Source organism: Flavobacterium flavipallidum (assembly GCF_038289905.1).
Taxonomy (GTDB): Bacteria; Bacteroidota; Bacteroidia; order Flavobacteriales; family Flavobacteriaceae; genus Flavobacterium; species Flavobacterium flavipallidum.
Window position 1 is genome coordinate 1 of record NZ_JBBYHU010000028.1, and the last position, 17806, is coordinate 17806.

The following is a 17806-nucleotide window of genomic DNA, read 5'->3' on the forward strand; positions in this document are numbered from 1 at the left end:
AAGAATCGCAATGGAACTTAGAGATATGATTACAGCGATTTTGATAATATTCGCAGGTGGAAATCCTGATAAAGTATTTAAAACATAAAAAAATGGCCAGAATTTCTTCCGACCATGACTAGGAGTAAAGCTCCTCTTTTTTTTGTTCAATACTTTTCTGAAATATGGGGAAAATTATTCCGAAACTGTAATTTCAAACATTTTGTCCCAGTTTTTTCCAGTAACAAATATGGTTTTAGTTTTAGGATTGTAAGCGATACCGTTTAGGACATCTTCAGGAGTAACATGAATTAATTTTCTTAAACCTGACATATCAATAATTCCTTCTACGGCACCATTAGTAGGATTGATAACTGCGATAGCATCTTTTTGCCAAATGTTAGCATAAAATTTTCCGTCAATCAATTCTAATTCGTTCACCGCTTTTATTTTAGAATTTCCAGAGTATACATTAATATAGTCTACCATTTTTTGAGTTGCCGGATCCATTTTCCATATTTTTTCAGTTCCGTCAGATTGATAAATGTTTTTTCCATCATTAGTCATTCCCCAACCTTCAATTTCTTTGGTATAAGCAAATGTTTTTTCCAGTTTTAAGGTGTTGGCATTATAGATGTAGCCAATTTTATCTTGCCAAGTCAATTGAAATAGTTTTCCGTTGATAAAAGTTATTCCTTCACCAAAATGTGCGGTATCCATGTCTACTTGTTTGAAAACTTTCCCCGTTTTGTAATCGTATTTTCTAAAATAGGAGTTGCCATTTTGCCCCGTGCTTTCGTATAGGGTGTCTTTGTAGAATTCTAATCCTTCGGTAAAAGATTTAATGTCGTGAGGATAGGTGTTTACAATTTTATACTTTAATAATTTAGGTGTCACATTGGAAACCACTTCAATTCTTGCAGTTGTTTCTGCATTTTCACCTTCAAAATAGACTAAGGCTTTTATGTTTTGGTAACCTAATTTTTGGTCTTTTAATGGGTAAGATAAATTTTCAAGACCTTTAGCAGTTTTAATTTTAGTATCATTAATATAATACACAATGCTGTCAACAGTCTTCGATTTCGGGTTCAAAATAGTTAAATCAAGTGTCTCTTGAGGCTGATATTGTGCCGAAATTTTGGAAGAATCAAAATTAAATATACTATTTTCTCTATTTTTTGTATCTCCACAGTTAGAAAGTAGTGTTCCTAATAAAATGAAAGATAGTAAGTTATGTTTTTTCATGTTCTGAATTTTAAAAGTCCTAATATACAATGTTATTTTAAGCTCACAAAAGGGCTTGCAAAAATATAAAAAGATTGTATATTTGCACCGGCAAGTCCTACACGACCAGCTCCTGCTCACTCCCCCAGGATGGGAACATAGCAAGGGTACGCGGTTGAGCGGTGCGATGTAGGTCGCTTGCCATTTTTTATTTTATAATTATTCAAAAGTAGTCTTCCTTCGGGGGGATTTTTTTATTTTTGGACCTTTTGGGAAGTTATGAGTTTTAAGTTAAGAGTTTTAGGGAATGACTCATGTTGAAATAGACCCACAGCTCTCAATTTACAATCCATAACGTACAACTCATAACGCATAACTTATAAACAAATGAGTAAAGTAGTATTGATTACCGGAGGTTCTTCGGGAATTGGAAAATCCATTGGCGAATTTTTGCATCAAAAAGGTTTTGTTGTTTATGGTACAAGCAGAAATCCTGAAAGGGTCGAGAATTCGGTATTTCCATTAGTAGCTTTAGATGTTAGAAAACCGGAAACTATTCAGAATGCTGTTGCTAAAGTTGTTGCTTTAACCGGAAGACTGGATGTGGTGATTAATAATGCAGGTGTGGGTATTACAGGGCCTTTGGAAGAAATTTCAACTTCCGAAATCAAAAATAACTTCGAAACTAATTTTTTTGGACCTATCGAAGTGATGAAAGCGGTTTTACCGCAAATGCGCCAACAAAAATTAGGTTTAATCATCAATGTAACTTCAATTGCGGCCTATATGGGCTTACCGTATCGCAGTGTCTATTCAGCCTCAAAAGGAGCTTTGGAATTAATTAGTGAAGGGTTAAGTATGGAAGTAAAATCTTTTGGTATTCAAATTACCAATGTAGCTCCGGGTGATTTTGCTACCAATATTGCTTCAGGGCGTTTTCATGCGCCACTTGTCCAAGGTTCTGCTTATGAAATTCCTTATGGTAATACTTTGAAAATGATGGACGAACATGTTGATAGTGGAAGCGATCCTAATGAAATGGCTGTAGCGGTATATAATATTATTCAAAACAAAAATCCGAAAATGCATTATAAAGTGGGTGCGTTTTTACAGAAATTCTCTATAGTTTTGAAGCGTATATTACCCGATAGAGTTTATGAAAAAATGTTAATGAATCATTATAAATTATAGGTTATGGAAATGAAAAATATCGAAGATTTAAAAGAGATGATTATTCCTGTTTTAGTTATTTTACTGATTTGGTTTATCATCCGTCGAGTATTTCAGGGGATAAGTGATAAAATAAATAATGCTGAACAGCATAGAGATGATTTATTAAACGTTTTAGAGGAAATACGTGACGAATTGAAAGATTTGAATAAAAAGAATTTAAATAACTAATTTTTAATTGTAAATTTGCGTGCATATATAAAATTAAGTGTATATTGCACACTTTTAAAAATCAACTAAAAACAATTAAATAGATTAATTATGAAATTTTTTATTGACACGGCTAATTTGGCTCAAATTAAAGAAGCACAATCTTTAGGTGTATTAGATGGTGTAACTACAAACCCATCTTTAATGGCTAAGGAAGGAATTACTGGAAAAGATAATATCTTAAAACACTATGTTGATATTTGTAACTTAGTTGACGGTGATGTAAGTGCTGAAGTAAATGCTTTGGATTTTGAAGGAATGGTGAGAGAAGGTGAGGAGTTAGCTGAATTGCATGAGCAAATCGTTGTTAAATTACCTATGACAAAAGAAGGAGTTCAGGCTGCAAAATATTTTTCTGATAAAGGAATTAAAACAAATGTAACTTTAGTTTTCTCTGCAGGACAGGCTTTATTAGCTGCAAAAGCAGGAGCTACTTATGTTTCTCCATTCTTAGGAAGATTAGATGACGTTTCAACTGACGGGTTGAATTTGATCCAGGAAATCAGAGATATCTATGATAATTATGGTTATGAGACTCAAATTTTGGCTGCATCTGTTCGTCATACAATGCACGTTGTTAACTGTGCTAAAATTGGTGCTGATGTAATGACTGGACCTTTATCTTCAATTGCAGGTTTATTGAAACACCCATTAACTGATATCGGATTGGCGCAATTTGTTGCTGATTTCGAAAAAGGTAACAAGTAATTCGTTACTCTGTATTTATAAAAAAGTCCCGTTTGAATTTCAAGCGGGACTTTTTTTTTGAGTATGATTTATTTTTATTTTCTCACAAACGGAGGAAGTAATTTACTGGAAACTTCTCCAAAACCAATGCGTACCTGACTGTTTTCACAAAAGCCTTTTATGATAACGGTATCATTATCGTTGATGAATTTACGCTCACTGCCATCATTCAATTTCAATGGTTTTTCTCCTCCCCAAGTCAATTCTAACATAGAGCCATAGCTATCGGGTGTTGGCCCTGAAATAGCTCCTGAACCCATCATATCGCCCGAATTTACACGGCAACCATTGGAAGTATGATGCGTTAATTGTTGGTTCATGGTCCAATACATATGTTTGAAATTAGATTTCGAAACTATCGTTGGTTCCGATTTTTCAGGTTTTATGGATACTTCTAAGTTAATATCAAATGAATGTTTTCCTTTTTGTTGTAAATAAGGTAGCGGACTCGGGTTTTGCTTAGGACTGGCAACTCTGAAAGGTTCCAATGCGTCCATTGTTACAATCCAAGGTGATATGGATGTAGCAAAATTTTTAGATAACAAAGGTCCTAAAGGCATGTATTCCCATTTTTGAATATCTCTTGCTGTCCAGTCATTCAATAAAACCATCCCGAAAATATAATCTTCCGCTTCGCTAATTGGAATCATTTCCCCCATGATGTTAGCATCGGTAGTGATGAATGCTGTTTCTAATTCGAAATCAACAGAACGGGAAGCTCCAAAAACCGGAGTGGTTGCATCCGGAGGAAGTGTTTGTCCTAAAGGACGATGTACCGAAATTCCAGAAGGAATTATTGTGGAACTTCTACCGTGATAAGCAATAGGCATTTGTGGCCAGTTAGGTAACAAAGCGTTTTCTTCGTTACGAATCATTTTGCCTACATTGGATGCGTGTATTTTACTGGAATAAAAATCAGTGTAATCACCTATTAAAACGGGTAATTGCATTTCAACTTCATCAATTTTAAAAATGATGATACTTTTATGATTTTCATTATCGCGTAAAGTAGCATTGGTTTCATCAAAAATATCGGCTATACGGTTGCGAACCAATCGCCAGGTTTTTTTTCCATCCGAAATAAAGTCATTTAGGGTGTCCTGCATGAACATGTCATCGGTTAAATCAATACCCGAAAAATAGCCCAATTGTTGCAAAGCACCTAAATCGATAGCCGAATCCCCAATTCGTGTTCCTACTGTCACCACATTTTCTTTGGTTAGAAAAACACCAAAAGGAATGTTTTGGATTGGGAAATCACTATTTGCAGGAACTTCAATCCATGATTTTCTTTTAGTATTGTTGGCGGATAAAGGCATATTTTGTTAATTTTTTGTTGAAAATTATATATCAAATATATTATAATCTAACTGTTTAACAAACGTTTTTTTGTATTTTTGCCCAAAATTATTTAAAATCAAAAAAATGCAACGCGACAAACAAATTTTTGAACTTATTCTTGAAGAACAAGACAGACAAATACACGGCTTGGAACTTATTGCTTCTGAGAACTTTGTAAGTGATGAAGTAATGGAAGCTGCTGGTTCAGTTTTAACAAATAAATATGCAGAAGGTTATCCTGGTAAAAGATACTATGGAGGTTGTGAAGTAGTAGATATTGTTGAGCAAATTGCTATTGACAGAGCAAAAGAATTGTTTGGAGCAGCGTATGCTAACGTTCAGCCACACTCTGGTTCTCAGGCTAACGCATCTGTTTTTCATGCTTGTTTGAAACCAGGTGATAAAATTTTAGGTTTTGATTTATCTCACGGTGGTCACTTGACTCACGGTTCTCCTGTAAACTTTTCAGGGCGTGTTTACAATCCTGTTTTCTATGGTGTTGACAAAGAAACAGGTCGTTTGAACTATGATAAAATTCAAGAAATTGCAACTAAAGAGCAACCAAAATTAATCATCGCTGGAGCATCGGCTTATTCTCGTGATATGGATTTTGCTCGTTTCCGTCAAATTGCGGATAGCGTAGGTGCAATTTTAATGGCTGATATTTCTCACCCTGCAGGTTTAATTGCTAAAGGTTTATTAACTGACCCAATTCCTCATTGTCATATCGTAACCACTACAACTCACAAAACATTAAGAGGTCCTAGAGGTGGTTTGATCTTAATGGGTAAAGATTTCGAAAACCCATGGGGATTAACAACTCCTAAAGGAGAAATCAGAATGATGTCATCTTTATTAGACTTAGCTGTTTTTCCTGGAAATCAAGGTGGACCTTTAATGCACATTATCGCTGCTAAAGCGGTAGCTTTTGGTGAGGCTTTACAAGATGAGTTCTTTACATATGCTCGTCAATTACAAAAGAATGCTAAAGCTATGGCTGAGGCTTTTGTAAAAAGAGGATACGATATCATCTCTGGAGGTACTGATAACCACATGATGTTAATTGACTTAAGAAACAAAGGAATTTCTGGAAAAGAGGCAGAAAATGCTCTTGTGAAAGCAGAAATCACTGTAAATAAAAACATGGTTCCATTTGATGACAAATCTCCATTTGTTACTTCTGGTATCCGTGTAGGAACTGCTGCAATCACAACTCGTGGTTTAGTAGAAGAAGATATGGAAACTATCGTAGCAATGATTGATAAAGTATTAATGAATCATACTAACGAAGATATTATCGAAGAAGTAGCTGAAGAAGTTAACGAAATGATGAGCGAAAGAGCGATTTTCGTTTTCTAATTCTTTAGTTTCTAAAAGTTTAAAGTTTAAGGTTTAAAGTTCTGTGATTTTACGGTCACAGAATTTACCTTAAACTTTTTTATTTTAGATAACTTTGAACCTTAAACAATTTAAACCTTAAACCAAAAAAATGGGAGTTTTACGTTTGCAATTACCAACTGACCCAAGATGGGTAAATATTGTAGAGAAAAATATAGAAGAAATTTTGACCGATCATGCTTGGTGTGAGCAAAAAGCGGCTACTAATGCCATGACGATTATAGTGAATAATTCAGAACATCAGGATTTGGTAAAAGATTTATTGGCTTTAGCCAAAGAAGAAATTGACCATTTTGATCAGGTACATAATATCATCATCAAAAGAGGCTTAAAATTAGGGCGTGAACGAAAAGATGACTATGTAAATGAATTGTATCAATACATGAAAAGAAGTAGTACCGGAAGTCGCGTTTCCGGTTTAGTGGAAAGATTGCTTTTTTCGGCAATGATTGAGGCTAGAAGCTGTGAACGTTTCAAAGTACTTTCTGAAAATATTCAGGACGAAGAACTGGCAGTTTTTTACAGAGAATTAATGGAAAGCGAAGCCGGACATTACACTACTTTTATTACTTATGCCCGAAAATATGGCGAAGGAATTGACGTAGAAAAACGCTGGAGGGAATGGTTAGCGTTTGAAGAATCAATTATTAGTAATTATGGAAAGAACGAAACCATTCACGGTTAGTATTTTAGATTTCAGCTTTTAGATTTCAGAACGCAGACAGTTTGTAATCTTGGGTAAAGTTGAAAATTACCAGATTTAAAATCTTGGTGTCTCTTTGTGGAATCTTAGCAAAACTTTGCGTGATTGTTGGTTAATATATCGTTGATAAGTCTCTTTGTTTATTGCATAATTCTTGCTAAAAATTCATTACTTTTAAGAAAAGCAAAAGATATTTTTCGATAACTTCCTAAAAAGTGATAATTATGCGAATAGAAACCGATTTAAAATTAGGCTTTAAAGATGTAATGATCCGACCAAAACGATCTACTTTAAAGAGCAGGTCTCAAGTTTCTTTAGAAAGAGAGTTTAAGTATTTGCATAGTACCACAAAATGGGTTGGAATTCCCATTATGGCGGCCAACATGGATACCGTAGGAACTTTTGAAATGGCTGCTGAATTAGCCAAACATAAATTGTTTACAGCCATCCATAAGCATTATTCGGTTTTAGATTGGAATGTTTTTTTAGCTTCAGCTCCCGATGAAATATACGATTATATTGCCATTAGTACCGGAACAGGTAAAAATGATTTTAAAAAATTGATTGAAATTATTTCAGCACATCCGCAGTTAAAATTTATTTGTATTGATGTGGCCAATGGTTATTCGGAGCATTTTGTTACTTTTTTAAAACAAACACGTAAACAATTTCCAGACAAAGTAATCATTGCGGGAAATGTAGTCACCGGTGAAATGGTCGAAGAATTACTTTTGGCTGGAGCCGATATCATCAAAGTGGGTATTGGTCCGGGATCAGTTTGTACTACCCGAATTAAAACCGGAGTGGGCTATCCGCAATTATCCGCGATTATAGAATGTGCCGATGCTGCTCATGGTTTGGGTGGACATATCATCAGTGATGGTGGTTGCACGACACCTGGAGATGTGGCAAAAGCTTTTGGTGCCGGTGCCGATTTTGTAATGTTAGGCGGAATGCTTGCCGGACATACCGAAAGTGGGGGAGAATTACTGGAAGTAAATGGTAAAAAATTCAAACAATTTTATGGGATGAGTTCTACCACAGCGATGAATAAACATGTAGGAGGAGTAGCGGAATACAGAGCTAGTGAAGGAAAAACAGTGAAGATTCCTTTTAAAGGCGATGTGGTCAATACAATTTGGGATATCTTAGGAGGATTACGCAGTAGTTGTACTTATGTAGGTGCTTCAAGACTAAAAGAACTAACAAAGAGAACGACTTTTATTCGCGTAAGTGAACAGGAAAATAGAATTTTTACCAATGAATAATTTATGATTACAATAACTACAGCAACTGTAGATGATTTAAAAACAATCGCTGATATTGCCCAAATAACTTGGCCGATTACTTATGGTGAGATTTTGTCGGAAGCACAATTGAATTATATGCTCAATGCATTTTATTCAGAAGAAAGTTTACAAGCTAATATTAATAACGGACATGAATTTATTTTGGCTCTTGAGGAAGGAGCTGCTCTTGGTTTCGCTTCATTTGAACACCAATATCAAAATAGAGCTGCGACCAAAATTCATAAAATTTATATGCTACCAGAATCGCAGGGAAAAGGGATTGGAAAGCTGTTGGTTAATGCAATAGCACAATTTGCAAAAGAAAATAATGCCAAGGTTTTGATACTGAATGTTAACCGTTTTAATAAAGCATTAGGTTTTTATGAAAAAATGGGTTTTAGCATAGTTGAAGAAATTGATATAGAAATTGGACAAGGTTATTTAATGGAAGACTATGTGATGGAGAAGAATTTAATAAATTAATTTGAAGTATTTGCAATTCTAAAAGCACGTTCTGTTCCTAAAAACTTGGGATTTCCATGTTTTTCTGACCAAAAGCCATCCAGTAAATCTTTGGATAGACATCGGTATACAACAACGCCTTTGAAAATAGTATCATTTTCTCCTTCATATTTGAAATTGATGACTAAAATATTATCTCTAAAAAATCCGTTGCCGGTTTGAAACTGTTCATTATTGATGAACCATTTGGCTTTAATTCTTTTATTTCGGTCTAAACTTAACGAAAGTGTTCCTTTATAAGTATGCTCTTCGGCATCTTGATTGCTGCCTATAATTTGGAATTTGCCTACGAGTTCTTCGATGTTCATTAAAAAAAAATTAAGTTTTTTCTTTTTGCTAAATCTTTTAAAAATTGCCACAGATAAAAAAGATTAAACTAGATTAATCTGTGAGAATCTTTCTGATCTGTGGCTAATATTATTCTGTGTTACTTTTTTTCTAAAAAAGTTTTTCATTTCTGCAAGATTACTCATTTCATTTGGATAATGCATAAAAAAAAATCGAAGTTTTGAGGCTTCGATTTTTTGTTGTAAAATAATTTAAGTGTTGTTTTCTCTCCTTTTATACAAGATTGAAACTCTTTTCGATTGTAATCGTATTATTTTTTTGAAGAGAATATTTGCGGATTGATGTTAACCATTAAATAAGCCCAGTTGTTAGTAGTATCATCTATACCACCTTTTAAAGCAACCATGGTGTTAGTAGCAAACATTTGAGAGTACCCTGCAGTCAATGTAATGTCTTTGCTTGCTTTGTAAACCGCAGTTAAATCAACTTCAGTTCCTAAGTATTTATCACTAGTAGCTGTTAATTTATTAGCAGTATGGAACACGTGAGGAGCTACAGAAAGGTTTACTTTTTTGATAGGGAAATCTAATTTTAATGTCAAATCTTGTAATCCTACTGAACCTGCATGATTTCCTACGTAGAAATAATCCATGAAACCATTGAAAGCGTGGTTAGTACCAAACATAGGGTTGAAAGATTTTACCATATTTGGAGATGTTCCTTGGTCTTTACCTGATAAGAATTCATATCCTAATGTTGCTTTGAATTTTGGAGTAAACATATATCCCAAATTTGCAGCTGCTTCATAAGCTGAAACCTGACTAGCTCCAACTTTTCCTGTTTGACCATAAAAACTAAAGTCTAAGCTTAATTTTTTACCTGCATAATTCGCATAAGTACCAAATGTTTGGTAGTAATTTGTTTCTACTTCTGCTCCTTTTAAATAGTCTCTTCCAATGTTTAAGGCTAAAAAGCTTACGCCTAATTTTTTAATAGAAGTGTGGTACCATGCATATTGAAAATCTTTAAAATCAAGATCTGTTCCAAATGTAACGGTGCCTAATGGGTTGGCAACAGTTTTATTTTCGTTAGCTGCATTTAATGCAAATCCAAAATCTAACTGACTTTTAGCACCTTTGAATTTGATTAAAGCCGCATCAAAGCTACGACCTTGGTTAGCCCAATCTAATCCTCCAAAGATTCTTTGGTTGTCATAAGCAATTACTTGGCGACCTACTTTTGTGCTCCATTTAGCATCAAAATTGTATTGTGCCCATCCTTCAAATAGTACAAAACTATTGTTTGTTGAATTCGAAAGATTTCCGGTTAAGTGGTTTACAGCACCCCAAGTGCGTACATTTTGTAAAGCCAATTTCACAGCCAATTTTTCGTCTTTATAATTAAGATTTAATCTTGAACGATTTCCAACAAATGAAGTATGTTCGGTAGTAGGTGTTAACAATGTTCCAAAACCGTTTGTATATTCATATCTAGGTCTGATTTGGATATCTGAACTAAATTCCTGAGCCATTGCACCAGTACCTAAAAGGCCTATTACTGATAAAGAAAGTGTTTTAAGTAATTTCATAATAGTTGATTTAAAAAATTGTTTTTGTTAGATTATTACATTGCAAACATACTTACGTAATTTTACTTATATATTATTTCTTGCGCAAGAAAAACTAGTCTTTTAAACCTTTAAATTTTATTTTTTTTAGCAAATAAAAGAATGTATTAAAACAGTTTTTTAAACTAAATCACTGTTTAGTAATGTTTTATTTTATTTATATATGCTAAGTAGTAATTGTAGTTGTTTAAAAAACAGCCTGTAAATTGTACTTAGAAAACGGTTGCTTTACTTAAATGTAAATAAATAAAATACGTAGAAAATTATTTTTTATTGCAAAAAATGAAATAACAAAAAAGCCCGATGCAAATCGAGCTTTAGTTTTTATGAGAAGAGATTGTAATTAATTTGGGCTTTACGCTTAACTCTTTGACGGATTTTTTATTGTGACATTTTAAAATAATAGTCGGCAGAGTGTTTTCCGCTTCCGTAGATCAAAAAGAATAAACAAATAGCCAAAATTCCTAAGGCTAAAAATAAATTTTCAGTATGCATTTCGCCCGTAAAATTTACTAGAATTGCACCCATTAAAATAGGTAATTGCGCAATAATAGCCCATCGGGTTAGCAAACCAAAAGCAATCATTATTCCGCCAATCATATGGGCAGGAGTAATGTAATGAACGAGGAACATTCCTCCTCCAATTTGGTCAATAGGAGAAATCAATTCAACTAAATATTGAATGTTAGTAATGAATTTAACTCCTTTTACGAATAAAAACACCCCAAGTGCAATTCGTAGCAAATCTAATGTGAAATAAGTGTGCGCATTGGCCCATTTATTTAATTGTTTTACATTGTTCATATTGCTGTATGTTTAAATTGGTTCTACTAAGTTAGTGATTTTTAAAACAATAGAAAGTAAATGAGCTGTTAAAATAAATGAGTTCTAAGTTGTTAATAGAGAATAAATTGCTTTTTTGATAGAAAATTTAAGGCTGATTTAAAATCCAATTCAGTTCTGGATCATTGTTTTGAATTTGGTCTTCCAATGTAGGCAGGATGGATACATCTGGAAAAATACCACGACCATGAACAGGGCTCTGGTAGAAGGGAGTAAAATTCATAGTCCCAATTCGGAGATGGAGTTTTGAATGCGGTAATTTTACAATTGGCATAAATCCGGCGACAGTTCCGTTATAGTCACCGCCAGTTTCTTCGCCTACAAATGTTGCTCTTTTGGATCCTTTTAAATTAGTAGATAAAATGCTTGATGCCGAAAAACTGCCACCATTTATCAGTACATACATTTTTCCTTTAAAGGCATTTTTATTTATAGACCGCGGTTTCGTATCAGTATCAAAATAATTTTTGCCGTCTTTGTCTTTGTGTACGGTCAAAAGCAAATAGCTGTAAACAATAGGAGAAAATAGGGTTTTAATCGTTTTTACAACAGCATTTCCTTTGTTAAAATATACACCTTCAAACAAACTAGCTTTGGAAACTACTTCGGTTTTTTTAAGGAAAACAAAGCTTGAATCGGCAAGGTAGGAGTATAGATGAACAATTTCACTTAAACGTCCGCCGCCGTTGTTTCTCAGGTCAATGATAAGTGTTTTTGTCTTTCTTTTTTGAAGTTCAGCAAAACTGTTTTTGTAAAATTTGCGATAGTGCCCCTCTTTAAAACCTCTGATTTTTAGTAAAGCGACACTACTGTCTTTAGATACAAAGTGGAGTTCCCGGATAAAAGTATTCGATGTTTTATCAAAGCCATTAATTCTTTTTTTCTTTTTTAAAATTTGCTGTTTGGCTTTGTCTAAAACCACTTTTCTTTCAACTTGTTTTTTATTTTTCGCATCTAAACTATCCTGTTTGAATCTTTTAATAGTAATGCTTTTGATGCTGTCATTGTATTTAAAAACATAGTGTAAACTGTCTTTAATGCCGTTTTCAATGGTAAAATAGGAAACAAATCTTTTGGACGCTGCTGCTTTCTTGAAAGTAGTATTAAAACCGTCAGAACTAAAATAATGACTGTATTCATTTATAAGTTCCTGAGGTTTAATTCCGTTTACCAAAAGGACTTCTGTACCTGGAATGATGCTTTTAATATAGGATTTGTTTTTAAGAACGTATAATTTGTCATTGTAATAGCTGAAATCAAATTGCGAAAAAGGACCAATTCCTTTTTTTGTTATGCTTTTGGTTTCTTTTTTGGTATATGCTTTTTGAGGCGCTAAAACATAGCTATGTCCTTGTCTGACAGCAGCTACTAGCGGACTTATTTTCTTGTAAAATTCCAATGGAGTCAATGGCTTAGTCAGGCACTTTTTTAAGCTGTCAAATTGATAGTCCAGTTTTTCTTTGCTGATATAATAATCCAGATTTGGATGGAGTTTTTGAAGTTTTCTATGGGTAAAATCCACATCTTCATGGAGAGCATTCACTGGAATCAGCTGCTGTAAACGGGCATTGTCTTTTTTGATAGTACTGCATTGTACCAATAAGAGCGCTAAAAGTATTTGAGGGATTCTTTTTTTTAAAAAAAGGATGGCTAACATTTACATCAATTTGGGGTTACTGCTTTTTGAAACGAAAATACGATAAAACTTTCAAAACTCGTTTTGTTTTAAAAGTTAGTATTAAAAACTGTAGTGTAGTAAGTGCGAGGTATTAGCTAACCTCCTGAATATAGAAAGACCAACCCTTCTTTCAGACACCCCGACAAAGGAGGGGAAATTATGCAACTTCCCTTCCTTTGTCGGGGTGGTTTATTCGCTATTACAAACCTAAATTAGGCAATACAAACGATTTGGTATTTGGATGCAATTTAATCCAAAGGCCTGGATTAGCATTCAATTGTTGTAATGCTTCTTCTTTGTTGGAACTCAACTTTGTGTTCAGCACGTTGGCATAGGTCTTAACTTTAGCTGGAGCAGAATCGGCATCGACAACCGACTGGACAATCTTTTTGGCTTGTAAAATGGCAGCCGGTCCTAAAGTCAAGATATATTGAGCCGCTCGGCATTCCGTTTCGTCACTTTCATTGACTAAACTTCCACCAGCTTTAAACTTGCTGATGTGGTGCTCTAAAATACTGCTGGAAATAGGGATAATACCAGCAATATGTTGCGGTTTTGCTCCCGAAAAAGGTTTGATATAGGCAAGGTGAGAAGCCTCATTTTCTTCAGGGCCATGACCAATAAAAAAGATATCCAAACCACCCAACTCTTCGAGTTTATTCAAATAAGCAATCAAAGCCGACTCGATATCCTGGGTATCGGTTTGCATAGGAGTAAAGCTTTTTATTTTTTTGAAAAAGGCAACACCTAAAATACGCTCAAAATCCCTGACAAAACTAAAGCTATTACTCATTCCCAAAGGAGCCAGCGCATCCTGAGTAAACACATTTAGTCTTCCAAGTAATTCGTCCTGTTCTGATGTTTGCGCTAAGGCTCCCAGCAAACGGTGTAATTCCTGAGCACCTCTGCCACCCAGCAGCGCAATATTAATATCGCCTTCTTTAGCTTGTGCGGTTTTGTATAGTTCCTGTAACATGGCTTGTCCTACTTCGGCTTCAGTACCAAGAACAATAGGTTTTACGCCGTAATCTGTAATGGTAAATTCGGCTTGGTTATTTTGAGACAACCAAATGTTTTCGTTGTCTACTTCTCTTGAAAATGTATTCATGCATTGTTTTTTATTGTAAATCGTTCTTTCCAAAAAACGAGTATTTCGGGAAACGAAAATAGGAATAAAAATGGTATTTTATAGTATTTGCAAATTGTAGCAGAATTTATATTACGTTTTGTCACATCGAGCGCAGTCGAGATGTTTTGTTCTTATTGAAGGTTCTCGACTGCGCTCGAACTGACAGTACAAACTTGATTCACTCTGGTCTTGCTTGTGGTGAGTACTTAATTGAGCATAATTTATATTATGTTTTGTCACATTGATCGCAGTCGAGATGTTTTGTTGTTAGTAAAGGTTCTCGACTGCGCTCGAACTGACAGTGGATTGCTTTTCCATAATTCTGGTGCTTGCCTGAGGCGAGTACCTAATTGAAATTATAAAGGAAAATGTAACGTTTGCAACGCGGGTATTTTGTGATAATAGTGTTTTTAACCGAGTTGCAAACGCTTCGATTTGTTTATTGAAGTAAGCTGGCGCTCTTTGCAAACGAGAGCATCGGAATGGTTGCGAATCACTCTATGACGTTAAATTAGGTGTTAAATCGTAAAGTTTTCATTGTTTATCAAAAACACATTTATATATTTGTGTAATACATTAACACAACTAAATAATTGTTTGATACCAAATTTTCAACCTAACGGGATTTTACCTTCAGGTATTCATTGGAGTACGATAGAAGAGGTTAAGGAAAAGCTATGTTTTTCTGAAAGAAGAATTGAATTAATTATTGGTCTTGAAAATGCAATCATAAGTTTAAAAAGAGCTGGTTGTGAAACAATATATATAGATGGTAGTTTTTCAACTTCAAAACAAAATCCTGGAGATATTGATGTTTGTTGGGAAACTGGAGGAGTGGATCTAGATTTTCTCGTAGTAATTGAACCTGTTCTTTGGGATTTTAGTTCTGGAAGAAAGTCTCAGAAAGATAAATTTGGTTGTGAATTTTTTCCATGTGATTTTGTTGCAGAGCCTCCCGATAAAACATTTATAGATTTTTTTCAACAAGACAGAGATGGAAACCCAAAAGGAATAATTGGACTTAAAATTTGAGCTATGATAAAAAATGAAAAACAATATGGTGTGACAAAAAACAATCTAAAGAAATTTCAAGATGCGTTAAAAGTAATATCTGATTCAGGTAGTTCGAAAAATCCATTATTATTAAAGCTTCAAATAGATTCTATTCAAAGTCAAATAGATGTTTTTGAAGAAGAAATAAAAATGTATGAAGGTTTAAAAAAAGGCGAAATCACAAATGTTTCTAGGGGGTTTGAGACTTTGAGTTGTGGTATTATTGAAAGTAGAATTGCTAGAGGTTTAAATCAAAAACAATTTGCAAAATTGCTAAAAACTAGTGAACAACAAGTTCAAAAGTATGAAGCTGAAAATTATTCTAATATTAGTTTAAAGCGTTTGCAGGAAATAGTAGTTGTTCTTGAAGTTGAAGTCGATACAACATTTAATTTTAATAAAAAAAGGCATTTTGAAACATCAGACTTTTTAGTTCCTCAAGGAATTAATCCAGATTTAATAAGAAATAAAATAAGAAGCAGGGGTACAACTGTAAAAATGTGTACGTAAAAAATGAAAACAATAACTTTTTATTCATATAAAGGTGGAGTTGGTAGGTCTCTTACATTATCAAATATTGCAATGCGATTGGCTGATTTAGGGAAAAAAGTATGTATTGTTGATTTTGATTTAGAAGCTCCTGGTTTACATCTTAAATTTAACAAACACATTAATCAATCAGAAATAAATAAAGGAATTGTAGAATATATTTCTGATTTTCAAAATAAAGATTTTATACCTAAATCTGTTAATGAGTATGTAACGGATGTAAATTATTTAGGAACTCTTAATGGTTCTATAAAATTAATACCGGCTGGAAATATTTATAGTGATGAATATTGGAAAAATTTATCTTCTATTAATTGGAAAGAATTATTTTATTCTAATGAAAATAATGGTGTCAATCTATTATTGCATTTAAAAGAATTGATAAAAAAAGATTTAAATCCGGATTTTATTCTAATAGATTCTAGAACAGGGATTACTGATATTTCTGGTATTGCAATGACTTTATTAGCAGATAGTGTTGTTACTTTAGCTGCAAACAATGATGAAAATATTTCAGGGACAGCTAGAATAATTAAAAGTTTAATGAATAATGAAAATAACTTATTGGGCAAACTACCAAAGATACATTTTGTTTTAACCAGAATTCCCTATTATTCAAGTCCTGACGAAAAGCATAAAGAAATTAGGATTATTAGGAAAGCTTTGGCAGCGATAAACCAAAATGATAATTTAATAGAAAAAGTATTTGTTATTCATTCAGATAGAGATTTAGAGGAAGAAGAGAGATTTAAGATTAATACGATTTCAGAAAGAGATATTTCGATTGATCAAATTGTTCCTATTGAAGAGGATTATTTAATGCTGTTTGAAGAATTAACGAAAGGAGATTTAACAGAGGAGGAATTATTTAGATTTAACGCATTAAGAGAATCGGAATTGTTAATTGAAGAAGCTAAAAACACTACGGATAAAGCCATAAAAATTAATAAACTTAAGAAGGCAATTGAGCTAAACGCTAATTCTCATGAAGCATTTGGCTTGATGGCTTATATTTATAATGACTTAAAAGAATACGATGAAGCGCTTTCATTTGCAAAAAAAGCAGCTAATATTGATAATGAAAACTTAAATTATAAATTTAATATAGGATTTAGTCTTTTTGGGTTACTTAAATTGGATGAAGCAGTATTGGTTCTTGAGGATATATTAAAATTAAATGAAAAGCATTATGGTGCTTTATCACTTTTAGGAAATTTATATTGTAAGAAATTGAATTATGAAAAGGCATTAGGGTATCAATTGAAATTAGTTGAATATTTTCCAGATTCTCACGGAGGATATAATTCTGTTGGTAATACTTATAGACTTTTAAAACAATATGAAAAAGCTTTTGAATATGTTTATAAAAGTTTAGAATTAGAACCTAAAAGTTCTTTCGCTAGTGGTACATTAGCTGAGATTTATGGAGAAATTAATAATAATGATGAGTTTTATAAAAACCTTCAATTATCTTTTATTTTTGGGATGACATCTGAAAATTTTGAAAGAATAATGAAAGAAGACGAAGTTTATAAAAAGTATTTGAAAGAAGATAGGTTTTTAAATCTATTGAGAACATATAGAATAAAGGTAAATTTAATAGATTAAAATTTTCTCAAAAAAATCCGATTAGTTTGTGCTAATCGGATTTTTATTATGAAGTGTTTTTTTTTTGTGACGAACTAGATAAATAGTTTATAGTTTGATTTTGTTGAAAAAAATAAAAAATAAATCAACTTTATTGAAGTAGTCCCATAAAAAAAAACGGCTAAAGAGTACTCCTTAGCCGTTTGATATTTGTGTTTTGAAAGTTTAAGACACTATCCTAAAAAGTGTGTAAGTTAAAAAAATAACGGGGTTTGACTTTTAATTAAAGTTGAACCCTTTTTTCAAATATAGTTAAGAACTGATTGAGGATTAATCCCCAGTTTTGGATTGGCATCGACCATTTTTTGGTTGCTTCCCTCAAAGCCAAATATACGGAGTATCAAACAAA

At 33.2% G+C, this 17806-nt stretch carries 17 protein-coding genes and 1 other RNA gene; 11 read left to right on the forward strand and 7 right to left on the reverse strand.

What is annotated here, in order from left to right; genetic code table 11:
• Positions 1 to 174: 174 nt before the first annotated feature.
• A complete protein-coding gene (locus tag AAEO59_RS12510) occupies positions 175 to 1224 on the reverse strand; it encodes a glutaminyl-peptide cyclotransferase (RefSeq protein ID WP_341701084.1) in 1050 nt (349 codons plus the stop codon).
• 88 nt (positions 1225 to 1312) lie between these two features.
• Here AAEO59_RS12510 and ffs point away from each other — a divergent pair.
• From ffs to fsa, 4 genes are all read left to right on the forward strand, one after another.
• An RNA gene (gene ffs, locus AAEO59_RS12515) (signal recognition particle sRNA small type) lies at positions 1313 to 1410 on the forward strand.
• A 180-nt stretch (positions 1411 to 1590) separates the two neighbouring features.
• Entirely contained in the window at positions 1591 to 2394 is an 804-nt protein-coding gene (locus tag AAEO59_RS12520) for an SDR family oxidoreductase (protein ID WP_341701085.1), read from the forward strand.
• A 3-nt stretch (positions 2395 to 2397) separates the two neighbouring features.
• Positions 2398 to 2604 carry a hypothetical protein gene (locus AAEO59_RS12525; RefSeq protein ID WP_341701086.1) on the forward strand — a complete coding sequence of 69 codons (207 nt, stop codon included), beginning with the start codon at positions 2398 to 2400 and terminating at the stop codon, positions 2602 to 2604.
• A 90-nt stretch (positions 2605 to 2694) separates the two neighbouring features.
• On the forward strand, positions 2695 to 3351 hold the full coding sequence (gene fsa, locus AAEO59_RS12530) for a fructose-6-phosphate aldolase (protein WP_341701087.1): 657 nt from the start codon (positions 2695 to 2697) through the stop codon (positions 3349 to 3351).
• Between the two features lie 74 nt (positions 3352 to 3425).
• Here the strand turns inward: fsa and fahA are convergent, their stop codons facing one another.
• On the reverse strand, positions 3426 to 4709 hold the full coding sequence (gene fahA / locus AAEO59_RS12535) for a fumarylacetoacetase (RefSeq protein WP_341701088.1): 1284 nt from the start codon (positions 4707 to 4709) through the stop codon (positions 3426 to 3428).
• A gap of 106 nt (positions 4710 to 4815) precedes the next feature.
• On the opposite strand from fahA, the gene glyA reads away from it, so the two are divergent.
• The 4 genes from glyA to AAEO59_RS12555 all read left to right on the forward strand — a co-directional run bounded on the left by glyA (position 4816) and on the right by AAEO59_RS12555 (position 8604).
• Positions 4816 to 6090, forward strand: coding sequence for a serine hydroxymethyltransferase (gene glyA / locus AAEO59_RS12540; RefSeq protein WP_341701089.1), 1275 nt, complete (start codon positions 4816 to 4818; stop codon positions 6088 to 6090).
• 130 nt (positions 6091 to 6220) lie between these two features.
• Complete coding sequence (miaE, locus tag AAEO59_RS12545; protein WP_341701091.1) at positions 6221 to 6814, forward strand: tRNA-(ms[2]io[6]A)-hydroxylase; 594 nt, start codon at positions 6221 to 6223, stop codon at positions 6812 to 6814.
• Positions 6815 to 7056: 242 nt separating this feature from the next.
• Positions 7057 to 8100, forward strand: a complete 1044-nt coding sequence (gene guaC / locus AAEO59_RS12550; RefSeq protein WP_341701093.1) for a GMP reductase — start codon at positions 7057 to 7059, stop codon at positions 8098 to 8100.
• Positions 8101 to 8103: 3 nt separating this feature from the next.
• Positions 8104 to 8604 (forward strand): GNAT family N-acetyltransferase, encoded by a 501-nt coding sequence (locus tag AAEO59_RS12555; RefSeq protein ID WP_341701094.1) that lies wholly within the window; start codon positions 8104 to 8106, stop codon positions 8602 to 8604.
• Here AAEO59_RS12555 and AAEO59_RS12560 read toward each other — a convergent pair.
• The 5 genes from AAEO59_RS12560 to AAEO59_RS12580 all read right to left on the reverse strand — a co-directional run bounded on the left by AAEO59_RS12560 (position 8601) and on the right by AAEO59_RS12580 (position 14187).
• Positions 8601 to 8951 (reverse strand): hypothetical protein, encoded by a 351-nt coding sequence (locus AAEO59_RS12560; protein ID WP_341701095.1) that lies wholly within the window; start codon positions 8949 to 8951, stop codon positions 8601 to 8603. The two genes, AAEO59_RS12555 and AAEO59_RS12560, sit on opposite strands and share 4 nt — an antisense overlap.
• 290 nt (positions 8952 to 9241) lie before the next feature.
• The gene (locus AAEO59_RS12565) at positions 9242 to 10519 is read right to left on the reverse strand and encodes an alginate export family protein (protein ID WP_341701096.1); all 1278 of its coding nucleotides are present in this window, start codon (positions 10517 to 10519) and stop codon (positions 9242 to 9244) included.
• Positions 10520 to 10939: 420 nt separating this feature from the next.
• Positions 10940 to 11362 (reverse strand): DoxX family protein, encoded by a 423-nt coding sequence (locus tag AAEO59_RS12570; RefSeq protein ID WP_341701097.1) that lies wholly within the window; start codon positions 11360 to 11362, stop codon positions 10940 to 10942.
• 127 nt (positions 11363 to 11489) lie between these two features.
• Positions 11490 to 13058: a S41 family peptidase gene (locus tag AAEO59_RS12575; RefSeq protein ID WP_341701098.1), complete on the reverse strand. Its 1569-nt coding sequence runs from the start codon at positions 13056 to 13058 to the stop codon at positions 11490 to 11492.
• Between the two features lie 220 nt (positions 13059 to 13278).
• On the reverse strand, positions 13279 to 14187 hold the full coding sequence (locus tag AAEO59_RS12580; RefSeq protein ID WP_341701099.1) for a hypothetical protein: 909 nt from the start codon (positions 14185 to 14187) through the stop codon (positions 13279 to 13281).
• Positions 14188 to 14805: 618 nt separating this feature from the next.
• Between AAEO59_RS12580 and AAEO59_RS12585 the strand changes: the two genes are divergently transcribed.
• The 3 genes from AAEO59_RS12585 to AAEO59_RS12595 are packed head-to-tail and all read left to right on the forward strand — an operon-like array spanning position 14806 to position 17418.
• On the forward strand, positions 14806 to 15240 hold the full coding sequence (locus AAEO59_RS12585; RefSeq protein ID WP_341701100.1) for a DUF6932 family protein: 435 nt from the start codon (positions 14806 to 14808) through the stop codon (positions 15238 to 15240).
• Positions 15241 to 15243: 3 nt separating this feature from the next.
• A complete protein-coding gene (locus tag AAEO59_RS12590; RefSeq protein WP_341701101.1) occupies positions 15244 to 15771 on the forward strand; it encodes a helix-turn-helix transcriptional regulator in 528 nt (175 codons plus the stop codon).
• A 3-nt stretch (positions 15772 to 15774) separates the two neighbouring features.
• The gene (locus tag AAEO59_RS12595; RefSeq protein ID WP_341701102.1) at positions 15775 to 17418 is read left to right on the forward strand and encodes a KGGVGR-motif variant AAA ATPase; all 1644 of its coding nucleotides are present in this window, start codon (positions 15775 to 15777) and stop codon (positions 17416 to 17418) included.
• The last annotated feature ends 388 nt before the right edge of the window (positions 17419 to 17806 follow it).